Here is a 20,364-nt window from a genome sequence, read left to right as displayed (position 1 = left end):
CTTCACGCTATCGACAGCCGGCGCGCCACGCGCCCGCCGGCCCACCACCTGACCGCCGCCCGAGAGAAAGCCTGACGATGTTTTCGCAATCCGATTTCGTCCACATGGAGCGTGCACTCGCGCTCGCGCAGCGCGGCCTGTACACGACCGACCCGAACCCGCGCGTGGGCTGCGTGCTGGTGAAAGACGGCGTGGTGATTGGCGAGGGCTTCACGCAGCCGGCAGGACAGGATCACGCCGAAATCCAGGCGATGAAGGACGCCCGCGCGCGCGGCCACGACCTGCGCGGCGCGACCGCCTATGTGACGCTCGAGCCGTGCAGCCACTTCGGCCGCACGCCGCCCTGTGCGAACGCGTTGATCGAGGCGAAGGTCGGGCGCGTCATCGCTGCGATGGAAGACCCGAACCCGCTCGTGTCGGGCCGCGGCCTGTCGATCCTGCGCGACGCGGGTATCGACGTGCGCTGCGGGCTGCTCGCCAACGAGGCGCGCGAGCTGAACATCGGCTTCGTTTCGCGCATGACGCGCAAGCGCCCATGGGTACGCATGAAGGTGGCCGCATCGCTCGACGGCCGCACCGGCCTGCCCTCGGGCGAAAGCCAATGGATCACGGGCGAAGCCGCGCGCGCCGACGGCCACGCCTGGCGCGCGCGCGCCTCGGCCATTCTCACGGGTATCGGCACGGTGAAGGAAGACGATCCGCGCATGACCGTGCGCGCCGTCGACACGCCACGCCAGCCCAAGCGCGTGCTGATCGACAGCCGGCTCGACGTCTCGCCGCTCGCGCAGATCTTCGTGGGCGCGCCGACACTCGTGTTCTGCGCGGCGCTCGACGCGAGCAACGAAGAACGCGCCGAAGCGCTGCGCGTGCGCGGCGCCGAAATCGTTGCGCTTGGCAACGATCAAGGCAAGGTCGATCTGCCGGCCATGCTCTCGGAACTCGCCGCGCGCGGCGTGAACGAGCTGCACGTGGAAGCCGGCTACAAGCTCAACGGGTCGCTCCTGCGCGAAGGCTGCGTGGATGAGTTGCTCGTGTACGTGGCGCCGTCGCTGCTCGGCACGAACTCGCTCGGCATGATCGACATCGCCGCGCCCGCAACGCTCGACGAGCGCACGCGCCTCGCATTTCATTCCGTCGATCGTCTCGGCAACGACCTGCGCATTCTTGCGCGCGTCGTCACGACGCAAGACGCCTGACCCTCACTGATGCACTGAACACAAGGAACAGCACGATGTTTACCGGAATCGTCGCGGCAGTGGGCCGCATCGAATCGATCAAACCGCTCGGCACCGAAGCCGACGCCGGCGTGCGCCTGACCGTCAACGCGGGCGACCTCGGCCTCGACGACGTGCAGCTCGGCGACAGCATCGCGATCCAGGGCGCGTGCATGACCGTCATCGAGAAGTCGGCAACGAGTTTCGACGTCGATGTGTCGCGCGAAAGCCTGAACCGCACGGTGGGCCTCGCGGCAACCGGCGAAGTGAACCTCGAAAAGGCGCTGCGCGCGAACGACCGTCTGGGCGGCCACATCGTCTCGGGTCACGTGGACGGTCTTGGCACCGTCACGCGCTTTGCGCCCGTGGGCGAGTCGCACGAGCTGCGCATTCTCGCGCCGGCGGAAATCGGCCGCTATCTTGCCTACAAGGGCTCGATCACCGTGAACGGCGTGAGCCTCACGGTCAACTCGGTCGACGATCGCGCCGACGGCTGCGAATTCTCGATCAACCTGATCCCCCACACTGTGGATGTGACCACGCTCAAGCATCTTCAGGCTGGCACGAAGGTGAATCTCGAGATCGATCTGATTGCGCGGTATGTGGAGCGCATGCTCTCGGCCGACAAGGCAGCTGGTTCGGCCGCACAAGACTGAAAACGGCTGAGCCAGCGCAATGCATGCCCCGGACGCGCGCAAGCACGCGCGCCGGGGCGCTGATAGAATCTAGCCTTTCCCTACGCGCTCGCCGCACGGCGTGCCGCGTTCCCATCACCCGAATCGAACAAGGAGGCACAGTTGGCAACGATTGAAACGAGCGCCGCCATGCCGATGGTCCGGGTGATGTTGCAAGTCGCGTCTCACCACGCAACCTTCCCGCTTCCAGCGCAGCCATAGCGCGTCCCGCGCGGCCTGTTTTCAAACGCCGCGCCGTGTATTTCCGAGAATTCGTGGTCAGGCCGTCCGGCAACGCATGCCAGGGCGCGCTGGTCCCGTTTTCCGTCTTAACGCTTCACGCTTCCTTCAGGAGAGTCTTCGGGCGCCACGTCCGGAGCATGCTGTCCATGACAGAGCTAAATAACAAACCCGAATCGGGCGGACAAACGTTCCGCAAGGTCCTCGGCTTCACCTTCCGGCACTGGGCGCGCCAGCCTGCGCGCGTGACGGCCGTGGCGCTCGCCTCGCTGCTCGGCGCGCTCGCGGACGTGCTTACGCCGCACTACGCAGGCCAGCTCGTCGACGCCCTCACCCACGACGGCGCCGCGAGCAGCGCCGCCGCATGGCATGCGGCGGTCGTCGCGTTCTGGGCGCTCACGGCGCTCGGGCTCGCCGGCACGATCATGCGGCAGGCCGCGTACCGCAACATCATCACGCTGACGCTGCGCATGATGAGCGAGATCGCCACGCAGGCCTTTCACCGCGTGCAGCGCTTCTCGACGGACTGGCACGCGAACAGCTTCGCGGGTTCCACGGTGCGCAAGGTCACGCGCGGCATGTGGGCGCTCGACCTGCTCAACGACACGCTGCTCGTTGCCCTCTTCCCGTCGCTCGTCATGCTGGTCGGCTCGACCATCCTGCTCGCGGTGCAGTGGCATGTCATGGGCCTCGTGGTCGGCCTTGGCTCCGCGGTGTATCTGGCGATCACGGTCTCGCTGTCGCTCTTTTACGTTGCGCCCTCGGCTCGGCTCGCGAACCAGTGGGACACGAAGATGGGCGGCGCACTCGCCGACGCCATTTCGTGCAACGCCGTCGTGAAAGCCTTCGGCGCGGAAACGCGCGAGGAAGCGCGGCTCGCGCGCGTCGTATCGAAGTGGAGCAGCCGCACGCGGCGCACGTGGCGGCGCGGCACGCTCAATGGCGGCGTGCAGGGCGCGCTGCTCGTTGGCATGCAGGCGGCCATCCTCGGCGCAGCGCTGCTGCTTTGGGCACGCGGTCTCGCGAGCGTGGGCGACATTACGTTCGCGCTCACGCTGTTCTTCCTGCTCAAGGGTTATCTGCGCGATGTGGGTATGCACGTGCGCAACCTGCAGCGCTCGGTCAACGACATGGAAGAGCTCGTCTCGCTCGACGCGGCGCCGCTCGGCATCGAAGACCTGCCCGATGCGCCGCCGATCGTCGTAGATCAAGGTGATATCCGCTTCGAGAACATGACGTTCCGCTATGGCGCGAACGCGGACGCGAGGGCGCTTTACGAGAACCTCACGCTACGCATCGCACCGGGCGAGCGCGTGGGCCTCGTCGGTCATTCGGGCTCCGGCAAGACCACGCTCATCAAGCTGATCCAGCGCCTTTACGACGTTTCCGGAGGGCGCATCACGATTGACGGCCAGGACATCGCGCGCGTACAGCAGGCGTCGCTGCGCTCGCAGATCGCCATCGTGCAGCAGGAGCCGGTGCTGTTTCACCGCTCGCTTGCCGAGAACATCGCTTACGCCCGGCCAGGCGCCACGCACGCCGAGATCGAGCGCGCGGCGAAGCTTGCTAGCGCCCACGACTTCATCGTGGCGCTGCCGCACGGCTACGACACGCTCGTGGGCGAACGCGGCGTGAAGCTCTCGGGCGGCGAGCGCCAGCGCGTGGCGATCGCGCGCGCGTTTCTCGCGAATGCACCGATCCTGATCTTCGACGAAGCGACCTCAAGTCTCGACAGTGAAAGCGAAGTGCTGATCCAGCAAGCCATGGAGCGACTCATGGAGGGCCGCACGACCGTGGTTGTCGCACATCGGCTTTCGACCGTGCGCGCGCTCGACCGGCTGCTGGTGCTCGAGCGCGGACGCGTAGCGGAGGAAGGCACGCACGACGCGCTCGTGCGCCGCGAGAACGGCCTGTACCGGCGCCTGTTCGAGCGCCAGGCGCTGGAACTGACAAAAGGACTCGCCGACGACGTGATCCTGCGCTGACGCCGCCGCCCTCCCGCCGCAAACCAGCTCAGGCGGGAACGGCGCGCGCGTGCGGCGTGATGCGCGCGAGCACCTCGGCCAGCGCTTCGCTGGCGATTTCCGTGTCGTAGTGCGCCTGCAATTCCATCCAGCTGCGCGCGTCGGTGCCGAAATACACCGCAAGGCGCACTGCGGTGTCCGCCGTGATGGCGCGCTTGCCGAGCACGATCTCGTTGATACGGCGCGGCGGCACGCCGATCGCCTTGGCGAGTGCGTACTGGCTGATGCCCATCGGCTTGAGCCACTCTTCGTTCAGAATCTCGCCCGGTGTGGCAAGCGGTACTTCACGTGCCATGGTTTTGCTCCTCAGTGATAGTCCACGATGCCTACGTCCGATGCCTCGCCGCCCGCGAAATGAAAGCAGATGCGCCACTGACCGTTGATGCGGATGCTGTACCAGCCTTCCAGCTCCGCGGAGAGACTCTCCAGCCGGTGACCCGGCGGCGCCCTCAGGAACGCGAGCGTGGCGGCCGCGTGGATCTGCTGCAGCTTGCGCATCGCGACCGTTTCAATGGCAACGAAGCGGGCGACACCTCGCCCGGCGAAAAGCGCCGCGGTGTCGCGGCAGGCAAAGGAAGTAATCGGCATGGATAGTAACGTATCACGTTAATAACGTCAAGCGTTACTAGTGTGGAATATGTGCGATTCGCGCACCAGTCGGCCGTTCGGCCAACACGGAAGCCCGCCCGCCGCCGCGCAGATACGCCGGAACACAGGGCCACCAGGCAAAAGGCGTGGCGCTGTCCCGCGTTCTGGGCGACGCGCCCGCCCGCGTGGCGTAAAATGTGGCCTTTCCAGCCAGAATCGCAGCCAGAATCCCAACATGACGCTCGCCTCCACCCCTGAGATCATCGCCGAGCTCAAAGCCGGCAAGATGGTCATCCTCGTCGACGAAGAAGACCGGGAAAACGAGGGCGACCTCGTCATCGCTGCGGAGTTCGTCACGCCTGAAGCCATCAACTTCATGGCGAAGTACGGCCGCGGGCTGATCTGCCTCACGCTCACCCAGGAGCGCTGCAAGCTGCTCAACCTGCCGCTCATGACCTACCGCAACGGCACGCAGTACGGCACGGCGTTCACGGTCAGCATCGAGGCCGCAGAAGGCGTCACGACCGGCATTTCCGCCGCCGACCGCGCACGCACGATCCAGGCCGCCGTTGCGCACGACGCGCGCGCCGAGCACATCGTGCAGCCCGGCCACGTGTTCCCGATCATGGCGCAGCCGGGCGGCGTGCTCGTGCGCGCGGGCCACACCGAAGCGGGCTGCGACTTCACGGCGCTCGCGGGCCTGACGCCTGCCTCCGTGATCTGCGAGGTCATCAAGGACGACGGCACGATGGCGCGCCTGCCCGACCTCATGGAGTTCGCACAGGAGCACGGCCTGAAGGTCGGCACAATCGCCGACCTGATCCACTATCGCAGCCGCACCGAATCGATCGTCGAGCGCGTGGCCGAACGCACCATGCAAACGGCGCACGGCCCGTTCCGCGCGATCATGTACGTCGATCACCCCACGCGCACGCCGCACATTGCGCTCGTGCGCGGCACGCCCAAGCCCGGCATCGATACGCCCGTGCGCGTGCACGAGCCGCTCTCGGTGCTGGACCTGCTCGAAACGGGCTCGTCCACGCACTCCTGGACGCTCGACGCCGCCATGCGCGAGATCGCCTCGCGCGACGTGGGCGTGATCGTCATGCTCAACTGCGGCGAACCCAAGGAACACCTGATCGACGTCTTCAAGGCGTTCGACCAGAAAGAGCGCGCGGAGGCGCTCGCGCGCCGGCCCGTGGACTTCAAGACCTACGGCATCGGCGCGCAGATCCTTCGCGAACTCGGCGTGGGCCGCATGCAGGTGCTCTCGAAGCCGCGCCGCCTCGGCAGCATGTCGGGCTACGGCCTCGAAGTCACCGGCTTCGTGCCGATGCCCGGCGGCAATGCAGAAGCGCCCTGCCCGCCGGAAGCCGCTGACCCTGCCTCGTCGCGCGCCTGAAGTCGCATCGCGCTCATTTCACGCGTCACCACGCTCAACCGAACTTACGGACACCACATGGAAATCGGACAATACCAACCGAACCTCGACGGCGACGGACTGCGCATCGGCATCGTCCAGTCGCGCTTTAACGAACCCGTCTGCAACGGCCTTGCCGACGCCTGCATCGAAGAGCTCGAGCGCCTCGGCGTGACGGGCGAAGACGTGCTGCTCGTCACCGTGCCGGGCGCACTCGAAATCCCGCTCGCGCTGCAAAAGCTCGCCGAAAGCGGCCAGTTCGACGCCCTCATCGCGCTCGGCGCGGTCGTGCGCGGCGAGACGTACCACTTCGAACTCGTCTCGAACGAAAGCGGCTCGGGCATCTCGCGCGTCTCGCTCGACTTCAACGTACCTATCGCGAACGCCGTGCTCACCACCGAAAACGACGAGCAGGCCGTGGCCCGCATGACCGAAAAGGGTCGTGACGCCGCGCGTGTCGCCGTTGAAATGGCGAACCTGACGGTGGCGTTGGAGCAGCTTGACGGCGGCGACGACGAAGAAGAAGACGAGGAAGACGAAGAGGAACAGCAATGAAGAGCGCGCGCCGCCGCTCCCGCGAACTGGCCACGCAGGGGTTGTATCAGTGGCTGCTGTCGGGTGTGCCCGCCGGCGAGATCGACGCGCAACTGCGCGGTTCGCAGGGGTACGACAAGGCCGATCACGAGCATCTGGACGCGATCCTGCACGGCGTCATCCGCGAGTCGGACGAACTGTCCGCCTCCATCACGCCGTGCCTCGACCGTCCGATCGAGCAGCTTTCGCCCGTCGAACGCGCCGTGCTGCTCGTCGCGACCTACGAGTTCAAGCATCACGTCGACATTCCGTATCGCGTCGTGATCAACGAGGCGGTCGAGCTCACGAAGACCTTTGGCGGCTCGGACGGCTACAAGTACGTGAACGGCGTGCTCGACAAGCTCGCGGCGCAACTGCGCGCCACCGAAGCACAAAACGCCCGCAAGTCGTAAGAACGCGAGCCGCCGGGGCAAGCGGCGCGCCTGAGCGCCCTGCCCCGCGCGCCGCGTGATCTGTCAGTACTGGAAAGACCCGCATGAACATCGTTGCCGAACCGCTGCTGCGGCTAGCCGCGCGCGTCGACGAGATCCAGCCTTTCTACGTCATGGAATTGGCGAAGGAAGCTGCGAAGCTCGAGCGCGCCGGACGCGACATCATCCACATGGGCATCGGCGAGCCGGACTTCACGGCGCCCGAGCCCGTCGTCGAGGCCGCCGCAGCCGCATTGCGCCGCGGCGTCACCCAATACACGAGCGCACTCGGTATCCACGCGCTGCGCGAGGCGATCGCCGCGCACTACCAGCACGCCTACGGCCTTACGGTCGACCCCGCGCGCATCGTCGTGACGGCGGGCGCCTCGGCGGCGCTCCTGCTCGCATGCACGGCGCTCGTCGACCGCGACGACGAAGTGCTGATGCCCGACCCCTGCTATCCGTGCAACCGGCATTTCGTGGCCGCCGCGGAAGGCAAGCCGGTGCTGGTGCCAAGCGGTCCCGAGGCGCGCTACCAGCTCACCGCCGCCGATGTCGAGCGCCTGTGGTCGCCGCGCACGCGCGGCGTGCTGCTCGCCTCGCCGTCGAACCCCACCGGCACGTCGATCGAACCCGACGAACTCAAGCGCATCGTGCAAACCGTACGCGCGCGCGGCGGCTTCACGATCGTCGACGAGATCTATCAGGGGCTTTCGTACGACGCGCCGCCCGTTTCCGCACTTTCGTTCGGCGACGACGTGGTGACCGTCAACAGCTTCTCAAAGTACTTCAACATGACCGGCTGGCGCCTGGGCTGGCTCGTGGTGCCCCCTTCGCTGGTAGGTGCATTCGAAAAGCTCGCGCAGAACCTGTTCATCTGCGCGTCGGCGCTCGCACAGCATGCCGCGCTTGCCTGCTTCGAGGCGGACACGCTCAAGATCTACGAAGCGCGCCGGCTGGAATTCAAGCGCCGCCGCGACTTCATCGTGCCGGCGCTCGAGTCGCTCGGCTTCACGGTGCCCGTGGTGCCGGACGGCGCGTTCTACGTCTACGCCGACTGCTCGAATGTCACGCACCCCGCCGCCGGCGACAGCGACGCGCTCACCCGCGCGATGCTGCACGACGCGGGCACGGTGATGGTGCCCGGCATGGACTTTGGCGTCGCCGCGCCGCGCCAATATGTACGGCTCTCGTATGCCACGGCGTACGAGCGCCTGGAAGAAGCAGTCGGCCGGCTGCATACGTTCTTCGGCCGCTGATCCGCGCGGGTCGGTCAAACAAAAAAAGAAAAAGGCACCCGAGGGTGCCTTTTTTGTTACGTCTGATCTTTCAGCCCGGTACTCAGGCACCCAGTTCCGACGAACCGTGTTTCTGAGCCGTCGTGCTCGTGCTGGCGTCGTCCTGCTCGGAACCGCTGTTCGCCGACGACTTCTCGACCATCGCGTGGGCGTTGTCGAGCGTCACGTGCACGCGCTTCTCGCCGTTGATGCTCGCCACCTTCTGCGGCGCAGGCGTGCTGGCCGTGCTGGTGACGGGCGCCTGCGGCGCGTTGATCGGCACGTTGCGGCCGCGTGCGACGTCGCGCAGACGCCCGCGCTCGGCCATTACCTTGGCGCCGTAGCCGCCGTCGTCGGGTGAACTCGAACCAACGTAGAGGCGCAGGCCGCCCGGCAGCGAACCGCCGCGCGCGATGCAATCCTTGAGCACCAGCGCACCGACCTTGATGTTCGCGAGCGGATCGAGCGCCGCCCTTTGGCCGCCGAAATACTGGAACTTGTCCGAGTGCACCTTCGACATGACCTGCATGAGGCCCTGCGCACCCACACCGCTTTCGGCGTAGGGGTTAAAGCCCGATTCGATCGCCATCACGGCGAGCAGCAGCAGCGGATCAAGCCCCACTTCACGGCCGGTGTCGAACGCCGCCTTTACGAGTTCGCCAACCGGTTCCTGCGCTACGCGGTAGCGGCGCGCCAGATAGGTAGCGACGAGCGCCTGTTCGCGCGCCGAGACGAGTACGCGGTCGTCACGTGCGTCGGGCGTGATGCGCTGGGGCGGAATCATGCGCGCGAGCGAACCGACATTGCTCGGCAGAGCACGCGGATCGAGGCCGTTGAGCGCCACGGCGTCGAGTGTGGCGATGCCGCCGTTCGACACGGCGGTCGCAACCTTCGCGACCGGGCCGTTGGAGCCCGCGGGCGCGACGCCCGTGGCGCCAACAGAACCGGCGGCACCGTTAGCGGGTGCAAGCGCCGTGGGCAGCATCGCGCCGTCGGCGTTGTCGTCGTTGGTCGCGGCGCCGCGGGGTGCGAACGAGGGCAGCGGGTTGCCTTGCAGCAGGCGCGCCGGACCGGCCTGCACCGCCGCGGAAACGAAGGGCATCACGCGAGCGGCCAGCGTGCCGCGCCACGTGGGCAGCAGCCAGACGGCAAGCGCGAACAGAACGGCACAGCCGCCAACAATGCTGAACAGGTGATGGCTAAGACGCGTGCCACGACGCAGCAGCGCACGCAGACCCAGAGCTACACGCTCGTCGGCGCGCCACCACGATAACCAGGTATTCATCTACAGATCTCCCCATGTTGCATGATCCGGCAAAGGAGTCGGCACAAGGCAGACGGCCAATCACAGGATCAAGACACCGCGCGCCCTGGCTGGTGCGGCAGCGGTGTCGGGAAAACGGCAAGTCGCCGTGAGTGGAACTCCTCCTGGACAACCAGGCACGCAATGTGCGCGCGCCGGGAGTTCTCACGCGAAAAGCCAGCGCAAAGGGGCGCTGACAAGAACAACCAATCTAGACCGTATGCAAGCCGTGCAGGGGTTCGGCAAAACGGCGACGCGTTGCGTCTGAAGGGCCGGGAAGGTGGTTAAAAATTTCAAACCCTGCAACCAGTGTGGACGGATTCTAGCAGCCTGTTATAGATCGTCAATACTATAGATTGTCAAATCTATAACTAATTGTAATGATGAACACCGTTCAATCGGTCGGAAACCGCGCGCCAAGGGGGTCTGCGGCTTGTTATGCGGATTGGCTATCAGCGTGCGCCAACCAACACAGGTAAAATCGACAATCGTTACGCCGCGTTTCGCCCGGCTTCAAGCGCCGGCCGTGAACCGCAGCAATCCTGCAACCGCCGTGCAGCTGTCCGATCCAGCCCCTGTACTGGCTGCGCGAGCCGCGCCTGCCGGGTTGCCCAGCGAGTTGCCCACTGAGTTGTCCAAGACTGGCCCCCAATGAAATACAAAGACCTGCGCGACTTCGTTGGTCGCCTGGAGACGCTCGGCGAATTGCGCCGCGTTCCGCAAGCTGTCTCTCCGGTGCTGGAAATGACCGAGCTGTGCGACCGCGTCCTGCGCGCCGGCGGCCCGGCCCTACTCTTTGAGAACCGTTCGACGCACGCGTTCCCGGTGCTCGGCAATCTGTTCGGCACACCCCGGCGCGTCGCACTCGGCATGGGCATCGACGCGCCGGAGAGCGGCGGCGACGGCGCCGCGCTGGAGTCGCTGCGCGACGTGGGACGCCTGCTCTCGGCGCTCAAGGAGCCCGAGCCGCCGCGCGGACTGAAGGACGCGGGCAAGCTCCTCACGCTCGCCAAGGCTGTCTGGGACATGGCGCCGAAGACCATGAGCGCACCGCCCTGCCAGGAGATTGTCTGGGAAGGCGACGACGTCGATCTCGCGAAGCTGCCGATCCAGACCTGCTGGCCCGGCGACGCTGGCCCGCTCGTCACGTGGGGCCTGACTGTCACGCGCGGTCCCAACAAGACGCGCCAGAATCTCGGCATCTACCGCCAGCAGCTCGTTGGCCGCAACAAGCTCATCATGCGCTGGCTCGCGCACCGCGGCGGCGCGCTCGACTTCCGCGAGTTCGCGCTGAAGAACCCTGGCAAGCCGTATCCGGTGGCGGTCGTGCTCGGCGCCGACCCCGCCACGATCCTCGGCGCCGTCACGCCGGTGCCCGACACGCTGTCCGAATACCAGTTCGCGGGCCTGTTGCGTGGCGCCCGCACCGAGCTTGCGAAGTGCCTGACGCCCGGCGTCGACACGCTCCAGGTGCCCGCGCGCGCCGAGATCGTGCTCGAGGGCTTCATCTACCCGCAGGCGGGCGAGCCCGGCCCCGCACCGGCTGGCGCGCCGCCGCGCCCCGCCAAAGGCGCGAGCGCCTCGTACGAGCACGCGCTCGAAGGCCCTTACGGCGACCACACGGGCTACTACAACGAACAGGAGTGGTTCCCCGTCTTCACGGTCGAGCGCATCACCATGCGCCGCGACGCGATCTACCATTCGACGTACACGGGCAAGCCGCCCGACGAGCCCGCAGTGCTCGGCGTGGCGCTCAACGAAGTGTTCGTGCCGCTCTTGCAGAAGCAGTTTCCCGAGATCACCGACTTCTATCTGCCGCCTGAGGGGTGCAGCTACCGCATGGCGATCGTGCAGATAAAGAAGAGCTACCCCGGGCACGCCAAGCGCGTGATGTTCGGGGTATGGAGCTTCCTGCGCCAGTTCATGTATACAAAGTTCATCGTCGTAGTCGACGATGACGTGGACATCCGCGACTGGAAGGAAGTGATCTGGGCGATCACCACGCGCATCGATCCGGCGCGCGACACGGTCCTCGTCGAGAACACGCCGATCGACTATCTCGACTTCGCTTCTCCAGTGGCCGGTCTCGGCTCGAAGATGGGGCTGGACGCCACCAACAAGTGGCCCGGAGAAACGGACCGGGAATGGGGCCGCGCCATCGAGATGGATGCGGCCGTGAAGACGCGCGTCGACCGTCTCTACGACGAGCTCGGCCTTGGCCGCAGCTAGCGCGCCGCGCCTCGCGACCCGGCGTTACCGGGCGTTGATTGCCAGGCGTGAAGCCTCGAGCGCCACGCCGGCCGATTGATCCGCGACGCCTTTTTCGCGACGCCGCGCTTACCGCGTCGCGGCTCGTGCATGGCACGAGCCGCGGCGCCAGTGAACCTGAGGAGACTCGAAGATGAGCTTGTCCGCATCGGAGCGCCTGACGCAACTGAACGATCCCGCCCTCTTCAAGACCCGCGCGTACATCGACGGCGAGTGGAGTGGCGGAGCGGCCACGTTCGCCGTGCTCGATCCCGCCGACAACAGCGAAATTGCGAGCCTGCCCGACTTCGGCGCCGATGAGGCGCATCGCGCCATCGCGGCCGCGAATGCCGCACTGCCGGCATGGCGCGCGAAGACCGGCAAGGAGCGTGCGGCCGTGCTGCGGCGCTGGTTCGACCTCGTGATCGAGCACGCCGACGACCTCGCCGCGATCATGACCGCCGAGCAAGGCAAGCCGCTCGCCGAAGCGCGCGGCGAAGTGATCTACGGCGCGTCGTTCCTGGAGTGGTTTGCCGAAGAGGCCAAGCGCGTGAACGGCGACGTGCTCGCGAGCCCCGCCAGCGACCGCAAGCTCGTCGTGCTCAAGCAGCCGATCGGCGTGTGCGCCTCGATCACCCCGTGGAATTTCCCGATCGCGATGATCACGCGCAAGGTCGCGCCAGCCGTCGCCGCGGGCTGCACGATCGTCGTGAAGCCCGCTGAGCAAACGCCGCTTTGCGCACTCGCGCTCGCCGAACTGGCGCAGCGCGCAGGGGTGCCCAAGGGCGTGTTCAACGTGGTCACCGCCGACTCGACGAACTCCATCGAGATCGGCAAAGCGCTGTGCGAAAGCGATATCGTGCGCCATCTCTCGTTCACTGGATCGACGCCAGTGGGCCGCATCCTCATGGAACAGTGCGCGCCGACAGTCAAGAAAATCGCCCTCGAGCTGGGCGGCCACGCCCCCTTCATCGTGTTCGACGACGCCGATCTCGACGCCGCCGTGGAAGGCGCAATGATCTCGAAGTACCGCAACGCGGGCCAGACCTGCGTCTGCACGAACCGCTTCTATGTGCACGACAAGGTGTACGACGCCTTCGTCGAGAAGCTCGCCGCCGCCTCACGCAAGATCACGGTGGGCAACGGCTTCGAGAATGGCGTGAACCAGGGGCCGCTGATCGACGACGCGGCCGTCGCCAAGGTCGTGCAGCACATTAGCGACGCAACTGCCCAGGGCGCGAGGCTCGTGGCGGGCGGCAAGGTCAGCTCGGGGCGCTATGTCGAGCCCACCGTACTTGCCGACGTCACGCGCGACATGCTGATCGCGCGCGAGGAAACCTTCGGCCCGGTTGCGGCGGTCTTCCGCTTCAGCGACGAAGCCGAAGTCATCGGCCTCGCCAACGACACCGAATTCGGCCTCGCCTCCTACTTCTATAGCCGCGACATCGGCCGCGTCTGGCGCGTGGCGGAAGCGCTCGAGTACGGCATGGTCGGGATCAACACCGGACTCATTTCGAACGAGGTCGCGCCGTTTGGCGGCGTAAAACAGTCGGGCCTCGGGCGCGAGGGGTCGAAGTATGGCATCGACGAATATGTCGAGCTGAAGTATCTGTGCATCGGCGTTTGAAGCACGTTTGAGCCGCGACGCCCGCTTCCTGCGATGCGGGCGTGTGCGGCACGCAGTCCCATACCAACAAGAAATCGTTTTCATGTCTCACGTTTCCCTGCTTTCCGACGGCTTCTTTCTGTCGCTTTCGCTTTGCCTCGACATCGGTCTCGTCAACGTCGCCATCATCTCGCTCACGCTCACGCACGGCTTCCGTTCGGGCTTCTGGCTGGGGCTCGGCTCGTGTCTCGGCGACCTCATCTATGCCGCGCTCGCGCTTGCTGGCATGGCCGCGCTGCTGCAGTTTTCGCCCGTGCGCTGGATCGTGTGGATCGGCGGCGCCGCCCTGCTGCTCATGCTCACGTGGAAGATGGCGCGCGAGGCGCTCAATCCGGCGTCGGCGCCGCCCGTGGAAGGCGAAGCCGACAACGCCGCGCCGCTGCCCAACCCATGGCGCAGCTTCGGGCGCGGCGTGCTGCTCGCACTGTCGTCGCCGAGCGCCATTCTCTGGTTTGCCGCTGTCGGCGGCGCCCTTATCGCCAAGTCGGGGGCGACGAGCGCCGGCGCTGCCTCGCTCTTTCTGCTGGGCTTTTTTGCGGGCGGGCTCGGCTGGACCTTGTTCCTTTGCGGACTGGCCAGTCACGGCCGCAAACGGGCCGGCACCGGCCTGCTGCGCGCCTGTCACGTGCTTTCGGCGCTGCTGTTCGCGTACTTCTCGTACAGCGTGATTGTGCACGGCTATCGCGACCTGATCCTGCAGGGCGCGGGCGCGACGTAATCCGCGTCACGCGCGCCGTGCAGGCGGCGAACGCGAACGCCAAAAAACAAACAGCGCAACGCGGCGTGAGCCGGCGTTGCGCTGTTCGTCAAACTTGCGGCCGGGCGGCGTGCCCCGCCCGTCACGCTCAACGACGGTAGTAGCCGCCGTGGCCGTAGTACCCATGGCCGTAATAGCCGCCGCCGCGGTAGTAGCCGTGATGCCAGTACGGACGGCCGTAGTAGCCGCCCACGACGACAGCAGGCGGCGGAGCGTACACCACCGGCGGCGGCGCATAGACCACGGGCGGGGGCGGCGGTGCGTAGACCGGCGCAGCATAGACGGGATAAACCGGGGCCACCGGAATGCCAATGCCGATACCCACCGAGACGTGCGCCTGGGCCGCGCTGACGAACCCCACACCCAGCGCGGCGGCAACGATGAACGATACGGTCTTTTTCACTTCTCTTCTCCTGGCGGCCGCCAGCGGCGACGCGCATATTACGGGCACTGCCCACGCATTCAATGTATCGAAAACGGCGGCCGGCATTGGTAGCCATTTGTTTCGAATTGCAATGCTACTTGGGGGGCGCTTAATCGCGCGTCAAGCCCAGTGGGCGCGGCTGCCGCGAAAAATCGCCGCACATGCGCCCGATCACGACGCCATTCGTTACAAAAACGAGGGCGCTGTCATTGTTACCTGCGAGAGGGCGTCGGGAGGCGAGTCTCCCGGTAATGTTTGATTACAAATTGGTTGGGCTGCCGACCTTCGAACTGCAGCCGCCTGCGCGCGGCGAGACTGTAAACGACGATGCCCGGTCCTGGAACCGGGCATCTCGTCCAACTTGCCGGCGGCGCGCACATCGCCGCCGCACTGCAACACACTCTCCGCTATCCGACCTTCACGTAGGTGAACTCGCGCGTGACGTTCGGCGGCACATAGGCGCCGCTGATGCGAACGCGCGGCGTCAGGCGCTTCTTCTGATCCCACCAGCGGCGACGCTGAAATGGCGTGAGAAACCGCAGATGCTTTCGGTAAGCGAAGATGCTCATGGTGGACTCCCCGAATCGGACTACCGACAGGAACAAACCCAATTGCACGACTGCAACAACGAAACCGAAACGATAAAAAGTATTGTGCTTAGATTCCGCGACAACAATGGCAGTGTTGCGAGATAGCCTCACGGGCGCCGTATACGCGCCGCGCACTGTTCGTTGCGGCTTCCCCGTGCTGGGCTCGGGTGCTGCGCACAGGCGCGCCCGCCAGCCATCAGCAGAAACCGTGCCGCGTGAAGCGACCAGTAGTGACGTCGCGCCCGTCAGTGTCATTTGTAGTCGCTCGGTCGGCACGTGCTCGGTACGAAAGCGAACATTTCTCGCACCGCGCGGCTGCGGCGCAACACTCGGGTCGTAAGGCCCGTGTCTGACGTGGTCTGTCGGAAACACTGTATCTGTTCGCAGAAAAGCCTGCTGCGAGTGCAGCCATTCTGTGCGGCGCGCACGCCGGAAACCGCACCGGCAGCTGCGTGCCAAACCCGTGCGGCTGCATCGTTCGCCCATACTGGCGAGGCGTGAGCCGTGGTAATGTGGCGACGGCGCGCGCATCGCAACCGCACGCAACGCGCGCCTTTGGGACTCACCGACGAGAACGCACAATGATCAAGGTCAGCATCCTCTATCCGTATCGCGAGAACGGGCGTTTCGACACCGGGTACTACTGCACGCACCACATGCCGCTCGCGGCGAAGCTCTTTGGCGAATCGCTCAAGGGCTGGTCGGTCGACATCGGCATCAATGCGGGGCCGCCGGGCACGCCGCCGCCGTACGTCGCGGCTGGACACTTTCTGTTCGAGACGATGGACGCGTTCTACGCGGCATTTCAACCGAATGCCGACACCCTCCTCGACGACATTCCCAACTACACCGATGGCGGAAATGGCACCATTCTGATCAGCGAGGTCAAGGTGTCCGTCTGACGTGCTCCGCTCGGCCTGCTGGGACGAGCGGACTTCGACTAGACCTTTCATCGGCCGCCACACGCCAGGTGCGCCGCCACCCAACACAAGAAGGAAACAACACCGATGTTCGGCGATATCGCCCGCTTTCTGCTCAATACGGTCTTCACGCTGTTCGGCGCCGCCCTGCTGCTGCGCGCCTGGCTCCAGTACGTGCGTGTGCCGCCGTACAACCCCGTGACCCACGCGATCCAGCAGGTCACCAACTGGCTGGTGCTGCCGCTGCGGCACGTGATTCCCGGCGTGCGCGGCATCGACTGGGCAAGCGTGGTCGCCGCGCTGATCTCGGCCATTGCCTACGTGCTGCTCATGGTCTGGATCGCGGGCGTGGACCCGCTAGCTCTGTTGCCAACGCTTCTCATCGTTGCCGTGCTCACGCTGGTGAAGTGGGCGCTGAACCTGCTGATCTGGCTGACGATCCTGATGGCGCTGCTCTCGTGGCTCAATCCGCGCTCGGCGGCGATGCCGGTGCTGTTCCAGCTGACGGCGCCGTTCCTCAACCCGCTGCGCCGTATCCTGCCGAACCTGGGCGGCCTCGACCTCTCGCCGATTCTGCTCTTCGTGATCGTGCAGGTGCTGCTGATGGTGGTCACGCGCGCAGCTGTTTCGCTCACGCTGTTTGGTATCTGAGCGGCGTCCGGGGACGTATCCACGCACACGCCAGTGCACCGGCGGCGCGCCCAGCGCGCCGCGTCGTTTGACCGCAGCGTTGCGCAAAGCGGCCAAAACCGCGTAAAATGGCGCGCTCTGCGGGCGTCGTATAATGGCCATTACCTCAGCTTCCCAAGCTGATGACGTGGGTTCGATTCCCATCGCCCGCTCCACGTCGGCTTGCCGACCTCTCTTCGAGGCCAGGGCTTTCGAACTGCGCCCCTCCCGGGACGCCTTGCCCGCCCGACCGGCACATGCCGGGCACGACCTGAATTCCTCCGTTGCACTATGCACTTTGGCGCTCCTCGGGTCCTCCCGCACGCGCCGCGAGCAGGTCAGCCGCCACGCATTTCGCTCGACTGCCGCATAACGACTCGCTGCGCGCCCTATGGCGCATCAGTCCTCCGATGGATCAATTTTTCATGTCCCGGCCGAGCGCGATCGCCCTGATCGTGCGCTCGCGCCAATCCCTTCTCGCCGACGCCGACGAACGCCCATTAGCCGAAGCCGAGCGCCTGCGCGCCACCGCCGCCGACCTCATGCGCCTCCTGTTCGACGTGCGCGCCGGGCGTGTGAATGCGTTCGAGCTGAACGAACCTACGCGCATGCGGGTCGTCGTTTCGGCCGCTTGAGGTGCCGCTGCGAGGAGCAGCCACCCCGCCGCCGCCCGCCAGCCGCCGGACCCGTGCGAGCGCGCTGATATAATGCGCGACGGCTTTGGAGCCGCTGCGCTTCAAGTGCGCCGCGCCCGCCCCGCCGGGCCGATGGCCGCCGCCGGTTCTGGCGAACGCAAAAGCGGCCCACAAGGCATCAGGCCACACCGTAGCGCCTCGCGCCGGGCGGTATGCTGCCCTGAATAGCCCGCGAAATGGCCAGCACCAAGCCTGCCCCGATTATCGACAGCCGCGAAATCCGCCGCTCTCACACCCACCCGCGAAGATGAATCACGAACCCAACGACGCCGCCCGTCCCGACAGCACACCGTCAGACGCACAAGACGCCGCCTCCGACACGAACGCGCAATCCGGGCCGCCCGCCGGCGACGCGCTGCACCACCGCCGCATCCGCAGCTTCGTGACTCGCGCCGGCCGCGTCTCGACCGGCCAGCGTCGTGCGATGGACGAACTCGGCCCGCGCTTCGTCGTGCCCTACGCGCCGGAAGCCGCCGACTGGGACGCCGTGTTCGAGCGGCACGCGCCGCGCATCCTGGAGATCGGCTTCGGGATGGGCGCGAGCACGGCGGAAATCGCCGCATTGCGCCCGGAGGACGACTTCCTCGGCGTCGAAGTCCATGAACCTGGCGTGGGAGCGTTGCTGAAGCTGATCGGCGAGCAGAATCTGGAGAACATCCGCATCATCCAGCACGACGCCGTGGAAGTGCTCGAGCACATGATCGCGCCGGCGAGCCTCGACGGCGTGCACATCTTCTTCCCCGATCCGTGGCACAAGGCGCGCCACCACAAGCGCCGCCTGATTCAGCCGAAGTTCGTCGCGCACCTCGTCTCGCGCATGAAGCCGGGTGCGTACCTGCATTGCGCAACCGACTGGCAGAACTACGCCGAGCAGATGCTCGAAGTACTCAGCGCGGAACCCGCTCTCGAGAACACGGCCGCCGACTACGCGCCGCGCCCCGACTACCGACCGGTGACGAAGTTCGAACGCCGCGGTCTGCGGCTCGGCCACGGCGTGTGGGATCTCGTGTTCCGCCGCCGCGCGGACTGAAACCAGGAACCCTGCAGTAAAACGACGGGCGCCGCGATATCACGCGGCGCCCGTTGTATTTTTAGTCGTCCCAGCCGAGGCCGCCGCCATAGCCGAACAGCAGGATCACAAGACCGAAAGCGATGCGGTACCAGGCGAAAGCGGTGAAGTCGTGCGACGCGACGAAGCGCAGCAGCCAGCGCACACATGCGAACGCACTCACGAATGCGGCGACGAAGCCAACGCCGAAGAGCCCGAGCCAGTCCGCGGAAAGCTCGTGCCAGCTCTTGTATAGCTCATACACGGTTGCGCCAAAGATCACGGGAATCGCAAGGAAGAACGAGAACTCGGTCGCGACGCGCCGCTCGAGGCCGAACAGCATCGCGCCGATGATGGTCGAGCCCGAGCGCGACATGCCCGGAATCAGCGCGAAACATTGCGCGCAACCCACCTTGAACGCGTCGAGCGGCGTGATCTCGTCAATCGAGTTCACGCGCGCGCTGTGTTGCGCCGCGACCGGCAGTCCCTTCGGACCGCGCAGGCGATTTTCGACCCACAGGATGACAAGGCCGCCGCCCACGAGCGCGAACGCGACCGGCACCGGCGCAAAGAGAACCGACTTGATCGCCTTCTCGAACATCAGACCGAGCACGACTGCCGGAATGGTGGCGACGATCACGTTGAGCGTGAAGCGCCGCGCATCGGGCCGCGAAGGCAGCCCTACGACAACCTCGCCGATCTTGCGCCGGAACTCCCAGCACACGGCGAGGATCGCGCCGAACTGGATCACCACGTAGAAGGTCTTCGCATAGTCGCCTTCGAAGTTGAGCAAGCTGCCGACGACAATAAGATGCCCGGTACTCGAAACGGGCAGAAATTCCGTCAGCCCCTCGACGATGCCAAGAATCACCGCCTTGCAGGTCAAAATCCAGTCCATCCCTTTTATCCCTCTTTTTGAGCGTCGGGACGGCGCACGCCGCGCCACGCGACCGACGACGGCCGCGTGTGCCCGTGTTCCGTCTGCTTACTTCTCGACGATCTGCACGCGTATGCCGTTTGTAAGGATGGTGATTGTACCGGGTTCGTAGTTGACGCCGGCAAACTGGAGCTGGTCGGGCTTGAACGTGTAGACCGGATAGTTGTTGAGCAACTGCGTGGCGACGAGCGCGGCGACCGCGCTCACCTGCGACGCGTAGGCAGCGGCGTTGCCTGTCATGTCGACGCCATCGACCGAAGGCGAGCGCAGCACCACGGCGCGGCTCGCGCTGTCGTAGGCGAGTTCGCTCGACACCGTGAACGCGCCGCTCACGGGCTGCTGCATCAACGGGCTTTCGAGGTGCGCATCGAGCCGCACGGCCACGCGATTGCGATCGGGCTGCAGCGTGACCACGGGGTTCGTGAGCGAGACATCGAAAATCTGCTGCATCGAGCGGTGATAAGGAAACTTGCGCTGCACCGCGTCCTGCACCTGCTGCTGCGAAAACGTGTAGTGATCGGGAATGAACGGGAAAATCCCCGTCGCACACGCGCCGAGCGACATCGCCGTTCCCGCCGCAGCGCAGGCTGTGAACAGGAAGGCGCGCCGGGAAACGCGCGTTGCGGTGTGGACCATGCGAAATCTCCTTGTTTGGCCGGGTTTGATG

The 20,364-nt window shown here is 65.9% G+C and carries 22 protein-coding genes and 1 tRNA gene; 16 read left to right on the top strand and 7 right to left on the bottom strand.

What is annotated here, in order from left to right:
• Positions 1-77 precede the first annotated feature (77 nt).
• From ribD to U5A52_RS14685, 3 genes are all read left to right on the top strand, one after another.
• Positions 78-1,196: a bifunctional diaminohydroxyphosphoribosylaminopyrimidine deaminase/5-amino-6-(5-phosphoribosylamino)uracil reductase RibD gene (gene ribD, locus U5A52_RS14695; RefSeq protein ID WP_321913924.1), complete on the top strand. Its 1,119-nt coding sequence runs from the start codon at positions 78-80 to the stop codon at positions 1,194-1,196.
• Between the two features lie 35 nt (positions 1,197-1,231).
• Positions 1,232-1,870 (top strand): riboflavin synthase, encoded by a 639-nt coding sequence (locus U5A52_RS14690; protein ID WP_321913925.1) that lies wholly within the window; start codon positions 1,232-1,234, stop codon positions 1,868-1,870.
• 407 nt (positions 1,871-2,277) lie between these two features.
• Positions 2,278-4,113, top strand: coding sequence for an ABC transporter ATP-binding protein (locus tag U5A52_RS14685; protein ID WP_321913926.1), 1,836 nt, complete (start codon positions 2,278-2,280; stop codon positions 4,111-4,113).
• A gap of 28 nt (positions 4,114-4,141) precedes the next feature.
• Here U5A52_RS14685 and U5A52_RS14680 read toward each other — a convergent pair whose 3' ends face one another.
• Entirely contained in the window at positions 4,142-4,447 is a 306-nt protein-coding gene (locus U5A52_RS14680) for a HigA family addiction module antitoxin (RefSeq protein WP_321913927.1), read from the bottom strand.
• An 11-nt stretch (positions 4,448-4,458) separates the two neighbouring features.
• Positions 4,459-4,740: a type II toxin-antitoxin system RelE/ParE family toxin gene (locus U5A52_RS14675; protein ID WP_321935119.1), complete on the bottom strand. Its 282-nt coding sequence runs from the start codon at positions 4,738-4,740 to the stop codon at positions 4,459-4,461.
• Positions 4,741-4,975: 235 nt separating this feature from the next.
• On the opposite strand from U5A52_RS14675, the gene ribBA reads away from it, so the two are divergent.
• The 4 genes from ribBA (at position 4,976) to U5A52_RS14655 (ending at position 8,423) form a co-directional block, all read left to right on the top strand.
• Entirely contained in the window at positions 4,976-6,142 is a 1,167-nt protein-coding gene (gene ribBA / locus U5A52_RS14670; RefSeq protein ID WP_321913929.1) for a bifunctional 3,4-dihydroxy-2-butanone-4-phosphate synthase/GTP cyclohydrolase II, read from the top strand.
• A 57-nt stretch (positions 6,143-6,199) separates the two neighbouring features.
• Complete coding sequence (ribH, locus tag U5A52_RS14665) at positions 6,200-6,715, top strand: 6,7-dimethyl-8-ribityllumazine synthase (protein ID WP_321913930.1); 516 nt, start codon at positions 6,200-6,202, stop codon at positions 6,713-6,715.
• Positions 6,712-7,146 (top strand): transcription antitermination factor NusB, encoded by a 435-nt coding sequence (nusB, locus tag U5A52_RS14660; RefSeq protein WP_028205233.1) that lies wholly within the window; start codon positions 6,712-6,714, stop codon positions 7,144-7,146. Before ribH ends, nusB begins: the two co-directional genes overlap by 4 nt.
• Before the next feature lie 83 nt (positions 7,147-7,229).
• Entirely contained in the window at positions 7,230-8,423 is a 1,194-nt protein-coding gene (locus U5A52_RS14655) for a pyridoxal phosphate-dependent aminotransferase (protein WP_321935118.1), read from the top strand.
• 82 nt (positions 8,424-8,505) lie between these two features.
• Here the strand turns inward: U5A52_RS14655 and U5A52_RS14650 are convergent, their stop codons facing one another.
• Positions 8,506-9,726 (bottom strand): lytic transglycosylase domain-containing protein, encoded by a 1,221-nt coding sequence (locus tag U5A52_RS14650; protein WP_321935117.1) that lies wholly within the window; start codon positions 9,724-9,726, stop codon positions 8,506-8,508.
• Positions 9,727-10,395: 669 nt separating this feature from the next.
• Between U5A52_RS14650 and U5A52_RS14645 the strand changes: the two genes are divergently transcribed.
• From U5A52_RS14645 to U5A52_RS14635, 3 genes are all read left to right on the top strand, one after another.
• Positions 10,396-11,973 (top strand): UbiD family decarboxylase, encoded by a 1,578-nt coding sequence (locus U5A52_RS14645; protein ID WP_321935116.1) that lies wholly within the window; start codon positions 10,396-10,398, stop codon positions 11,971-11,973.
• A gap of 172 nt (positions 11,974-12,145) precedes the next feature.
• On the top strand, positions 12,146-13,618 hold the full coding sequence (locus tag U5A52_RS14640; RefSeq protein WP_321935115.1) for an NAD-dependent succinate-semialdehyde dehydrogenase: 1,473 nt from the start codon (positions 12,146-12,148) through the stop codon (positions 13,616-13,618).
• A gap of 82 nt (positions 13,619-13,700) precedes the next feature.
• Positions 13,701-14,375, top strand: a complete 675-nt coding sequence (locus U5A52_RS14635) for a LysE family translocator (protein WP_321935114.1) — start codon at positions 13,701-13,703, stop codon at positions 14,373-14,375.
• Positions 14,376-14,502: 127 nt separating this feature from the next.
• Here the strand turns inward: U5A52_RS14635 and U5A52_RS14630 are convergent, their stop codons facing one another.
• On the bottom strand, positions 14,503-14,817 hold the full coding sequence (locus tag U5A52_RS14630) for a hypothetical protein (protein WP_321913937.1): 315 nt from the start codon (positions 14,815-14,817) through the stop codon (positions 14,503-14,505).
• On the opposite strand from U5A52_RS14630, the gene U5A52_RS14625 reads away from it, so the two are divergent.
• The gene (locus tag U5A52_RS14625; RefSeq protein WP_321913938.1) at positions 14,795-15,097 is read left to right on the top strand and encodes a hypothetical protein; all 303 of its coding nucleotides are present in this window, start codon (positions 14,795-14,797) and stop codon (positions 15,095-15,097) included. The genes U5A52_RS14630 and U5A52_RS14625 overlap by 23 nt on opposite strands.
• Before the next feature lie 148 nt (positions 15,098-15,245).
• Here the strand turns inward: U5A52_RS14625 and U5A52_RS14620 are convergent, their stop codons facing one another.
• Positions 15,246-15,683, bottom strand: coding sequence for a hypothetical protein (locus tag U5A52_RS14620; protein WP_321913994.1), 438 nt, complete (start codon positions 15,681-15,683; stop codon positions 15,246-15,248).
• Between the two features lie 326 nt (positions 15,684-16,009).
• Here U5A52_RS14620 and U5A52_RS14615 point away from each other — a divergent pair, with 326 nt between their 5' ends.
• The 5 genes from U5A52_RS14615 (at position 16,010) to trmB (ending at position 18,742) form a co-directional block, all read left to right on the top strand.
• A complete protein-coding gene (locus U5A52_RS14615) occupies positions 16,010-16,330 on the top strand; it encodes an EthD family reductase (protein ID WP_321913939.1) in 321 nt (106 codons plus the stop codon).
• A 105-nt stretch (positions 16,331-16,435) separates the two neighbouring features.
• Entirely contained in the window at positions 16,436-16,999 is a 564-nt protein-coding gene (locus U5A52_RS14610) for a YggT family protein (RefSeq protein ID WP_321913940.1), read from the top strand.
• A gap of 119 nt (positions 17,000-17,118) precedes the next feature.
• Positions 17,119-17,193, top strand: a tRNA-Gly gene (locus U5A52_RS14605).
• Between the two features lie 249 nt (positions 17,194-17,442).
• A complete protein-coding gene (locus tag U5A52_RS14600; RefSeq protein ID WP_321913941.1) occupies positions 17,443-17,652 on the top strand; it encodes a hypothetical protein in 210 nt (69 codons plus the stop codon).
• Between the two features lie 307 nt (positions 17,653-17,959).
• On the top strand, positions 17,960-18,742 hold the full coding sequence (gene trmB / locus U5A52_RS14595) for a tRNA (guanosine(46)-N7)-methyltransferase TrmB (protein WP_321935113.1): 783 nt from the start codon (positions 17,960-17,962) through the stop codon (positions 18,740-18,742).
• A 61-nt stretch (positions 18,743-18,803) separates the two neighbouring features.
• Here the strand turns inward: trmB and U5A52_RS14590 are convergent, their stop codons facing one another.
• A complete protein-coding gene (locus tag U5A52_RS14590) occupies positions 18,804-19,658 on the bottom strand; it encodes an undecaprenyl-diphosphate phosphatase (RefSeq protein ID WP_321935112.1) in 855 nt (284 codons plus the stop codon).
• Between the two features lie 87 nt (positions 19,659-19,745).
• The gene (locus U5A52_RS14585; protein WP_415765252.1) at positions 19,746-20,333 is read right to left on the bottom strand and encodes a DUF1439 domain-containing protein; all 588 of its coding nucleotides are present in this window, start codon (positions 20,331-20,333) and stop codon (positions 19,746-19,748) included.
• Positions 20,334-20,364 lie beyond the last annotated feature (31 nt).

Source organism: Paraburkholderia sp. J8-2 (assembly GCF_905220195.1).
In the GTDB taxonomy this organism is placed as follows: domain Bacteria; phylum Pseudomonadota; class Gammaproteobacteria; order Burkholderiales; family Burkholderiaceae; genus Paraburkholderia.
The sequence above is the reverse complement of the archived record's forward strand: the minus strand, read 5'-3'. Positions and strand labels throughout refer to the sequence as shown.

Bases quoted from the DNA above. Each gene is read 5' to 3' on its own strand.
- ribD (WP_321913924.1), top strand. From the start codon at position 78: ATGTTTTCGCAATCCGATTTCGTCCACATGGAGCGTGCACTCGCGCTC.
- U5A52_RS14690 (WP_321913925.1), top strand. From the start codon at position 1,232: ATGTTTACCGGAATCGTCGCGGCAGTGGGCCGCATCGAATCGATCAAA.
- U5A52_RS14685 (WP_321913926.1), top strand. From the start codon at position 2,278: ATGACAGAGCTAAATAACAAACCCGAATCGGGCGGACAAACGTTCCGC.
- U5A52_RS14680 (WP_321913927.1), bottom strand. From the start codon at position 4,447: ATGGCACGTGAAGTACCGCTTGCCACACCGGGCGAGATTCTGAACGAA.
- U5A52_RS14675 (WP_321935119.1), bottom strand. From the start codon at position 4,740: ATGCCGATTACTTCCTTTGCCTGCCGCGACACCGCGGCGCTTTTCGCC.
- ribBA (WP_321913929.1), top strand. From the start codon at position 4,976: ATGACGCTCGCCTCCACCCCTGAGATCATCGCCGAGCTCAAAGCCGGC.
- ribH (WP_321913930.1), top strand. From the start codon at position 6,200: ATGGAAATCGGACAATACCAACCGAACCTCGACGGCGACGGACTGCGC.
- nusB (WP_028205233.1), top strand. From the start codon at position 6,712: ATGAAGAGCGCGCGCCGCCGCTCCCGCGAACTGGCCACGCAGGGGTTG.
- U5A52_RS14655 (WP_321935118.1), top strand. From the start codon at position 7,230: ATGAACATCGTTGCCGAACCGCTGCTGCGGCTAGCCGCGCGCGTCGAC.
- U5A52_RS14650 (WP_321935117.1), bottom strand. From the start codon at position 9,726: ATGAATACCTGGTTATCGTGGTGGCGCGCCGACGAGCGTGTAGCTCTG.
- U5A52_RS14645 (WP_321935116.1), top strand. From the start codon at position 10,396: ATGAAATACAAAGACCTGCGCGACTTCGTTGGTCGCCTGGAGACGCTC.
- U5A52_RS14640 (WP_321935115.1), top strand. From the start codon at position 12,146: ATGAGCTTGTCCGCATCGGAGCGCCTGACGCAACTGAACGATCCCGCC.
- U5A52_RS14635 (WP_321935114.1), top strand. From the start codon at position 13,701: ATGTCTCACGTTTCCCTGCTTTCCGACGGCTTCTTTCTGTCGCTTTCG.
- U5A52_RS14625 (WP_321913938.1), top strand. From the start codon at position 14,795: ATGAACGATACGGTCTTTTTCACTTCTCTTCTCCTGGCGGCCGCCAGC.
- U5A52_RS14620 (WP_321913994.1), bottom strand. From the start codon at position 15,683: ATGACACTGACGGGCGCGACGTCACTACTGGTCGCTTCACGCGGCACG.
- U5A52_RS14615 (WP_321913939.1), top strand. From the start codon at position 16,010: ATGATCAAGGTCAGCATCCTCTATCCGTATCGCGAGAACGGGCGTTTC.
- U5A52_RS14610 (WP_321913940.1), top strand. From the start codon at position 16,436: ATGTTCGGCGATATCGCCCGCTTTCTGCTCAATACGGTCTTCACGCTG.
- U5A52_RS14600 (WP_321913941.1), top strand. From the start codon at position 17,443: ATGTCCCGGCCGAGCGCGATCGCCCTGATCGTGCGCTCGCGCCAATCC.
- trmB (WP_321935113.1), top strand. From the start codon at position 17,960: ATGAATCACGAACCCAACGACGCCGCCCGTCCCGACAGCACACCGTCA.
- U5A52_RS14590 (WP_321935112.1), bottom strand. From the start codon at position 19,658: ATGGACTGGATTTTGACCTGCAAGGCGGTGATTCTTGGCATCGTCGAG.
- U5A52_RS14585 (WP_415765252.1), bottom strand. From the start codon at position 20,333: ATGGTCCACACCGCAACGCGCGTTTCCCGGCGCGCCTTCCTGTTCACA.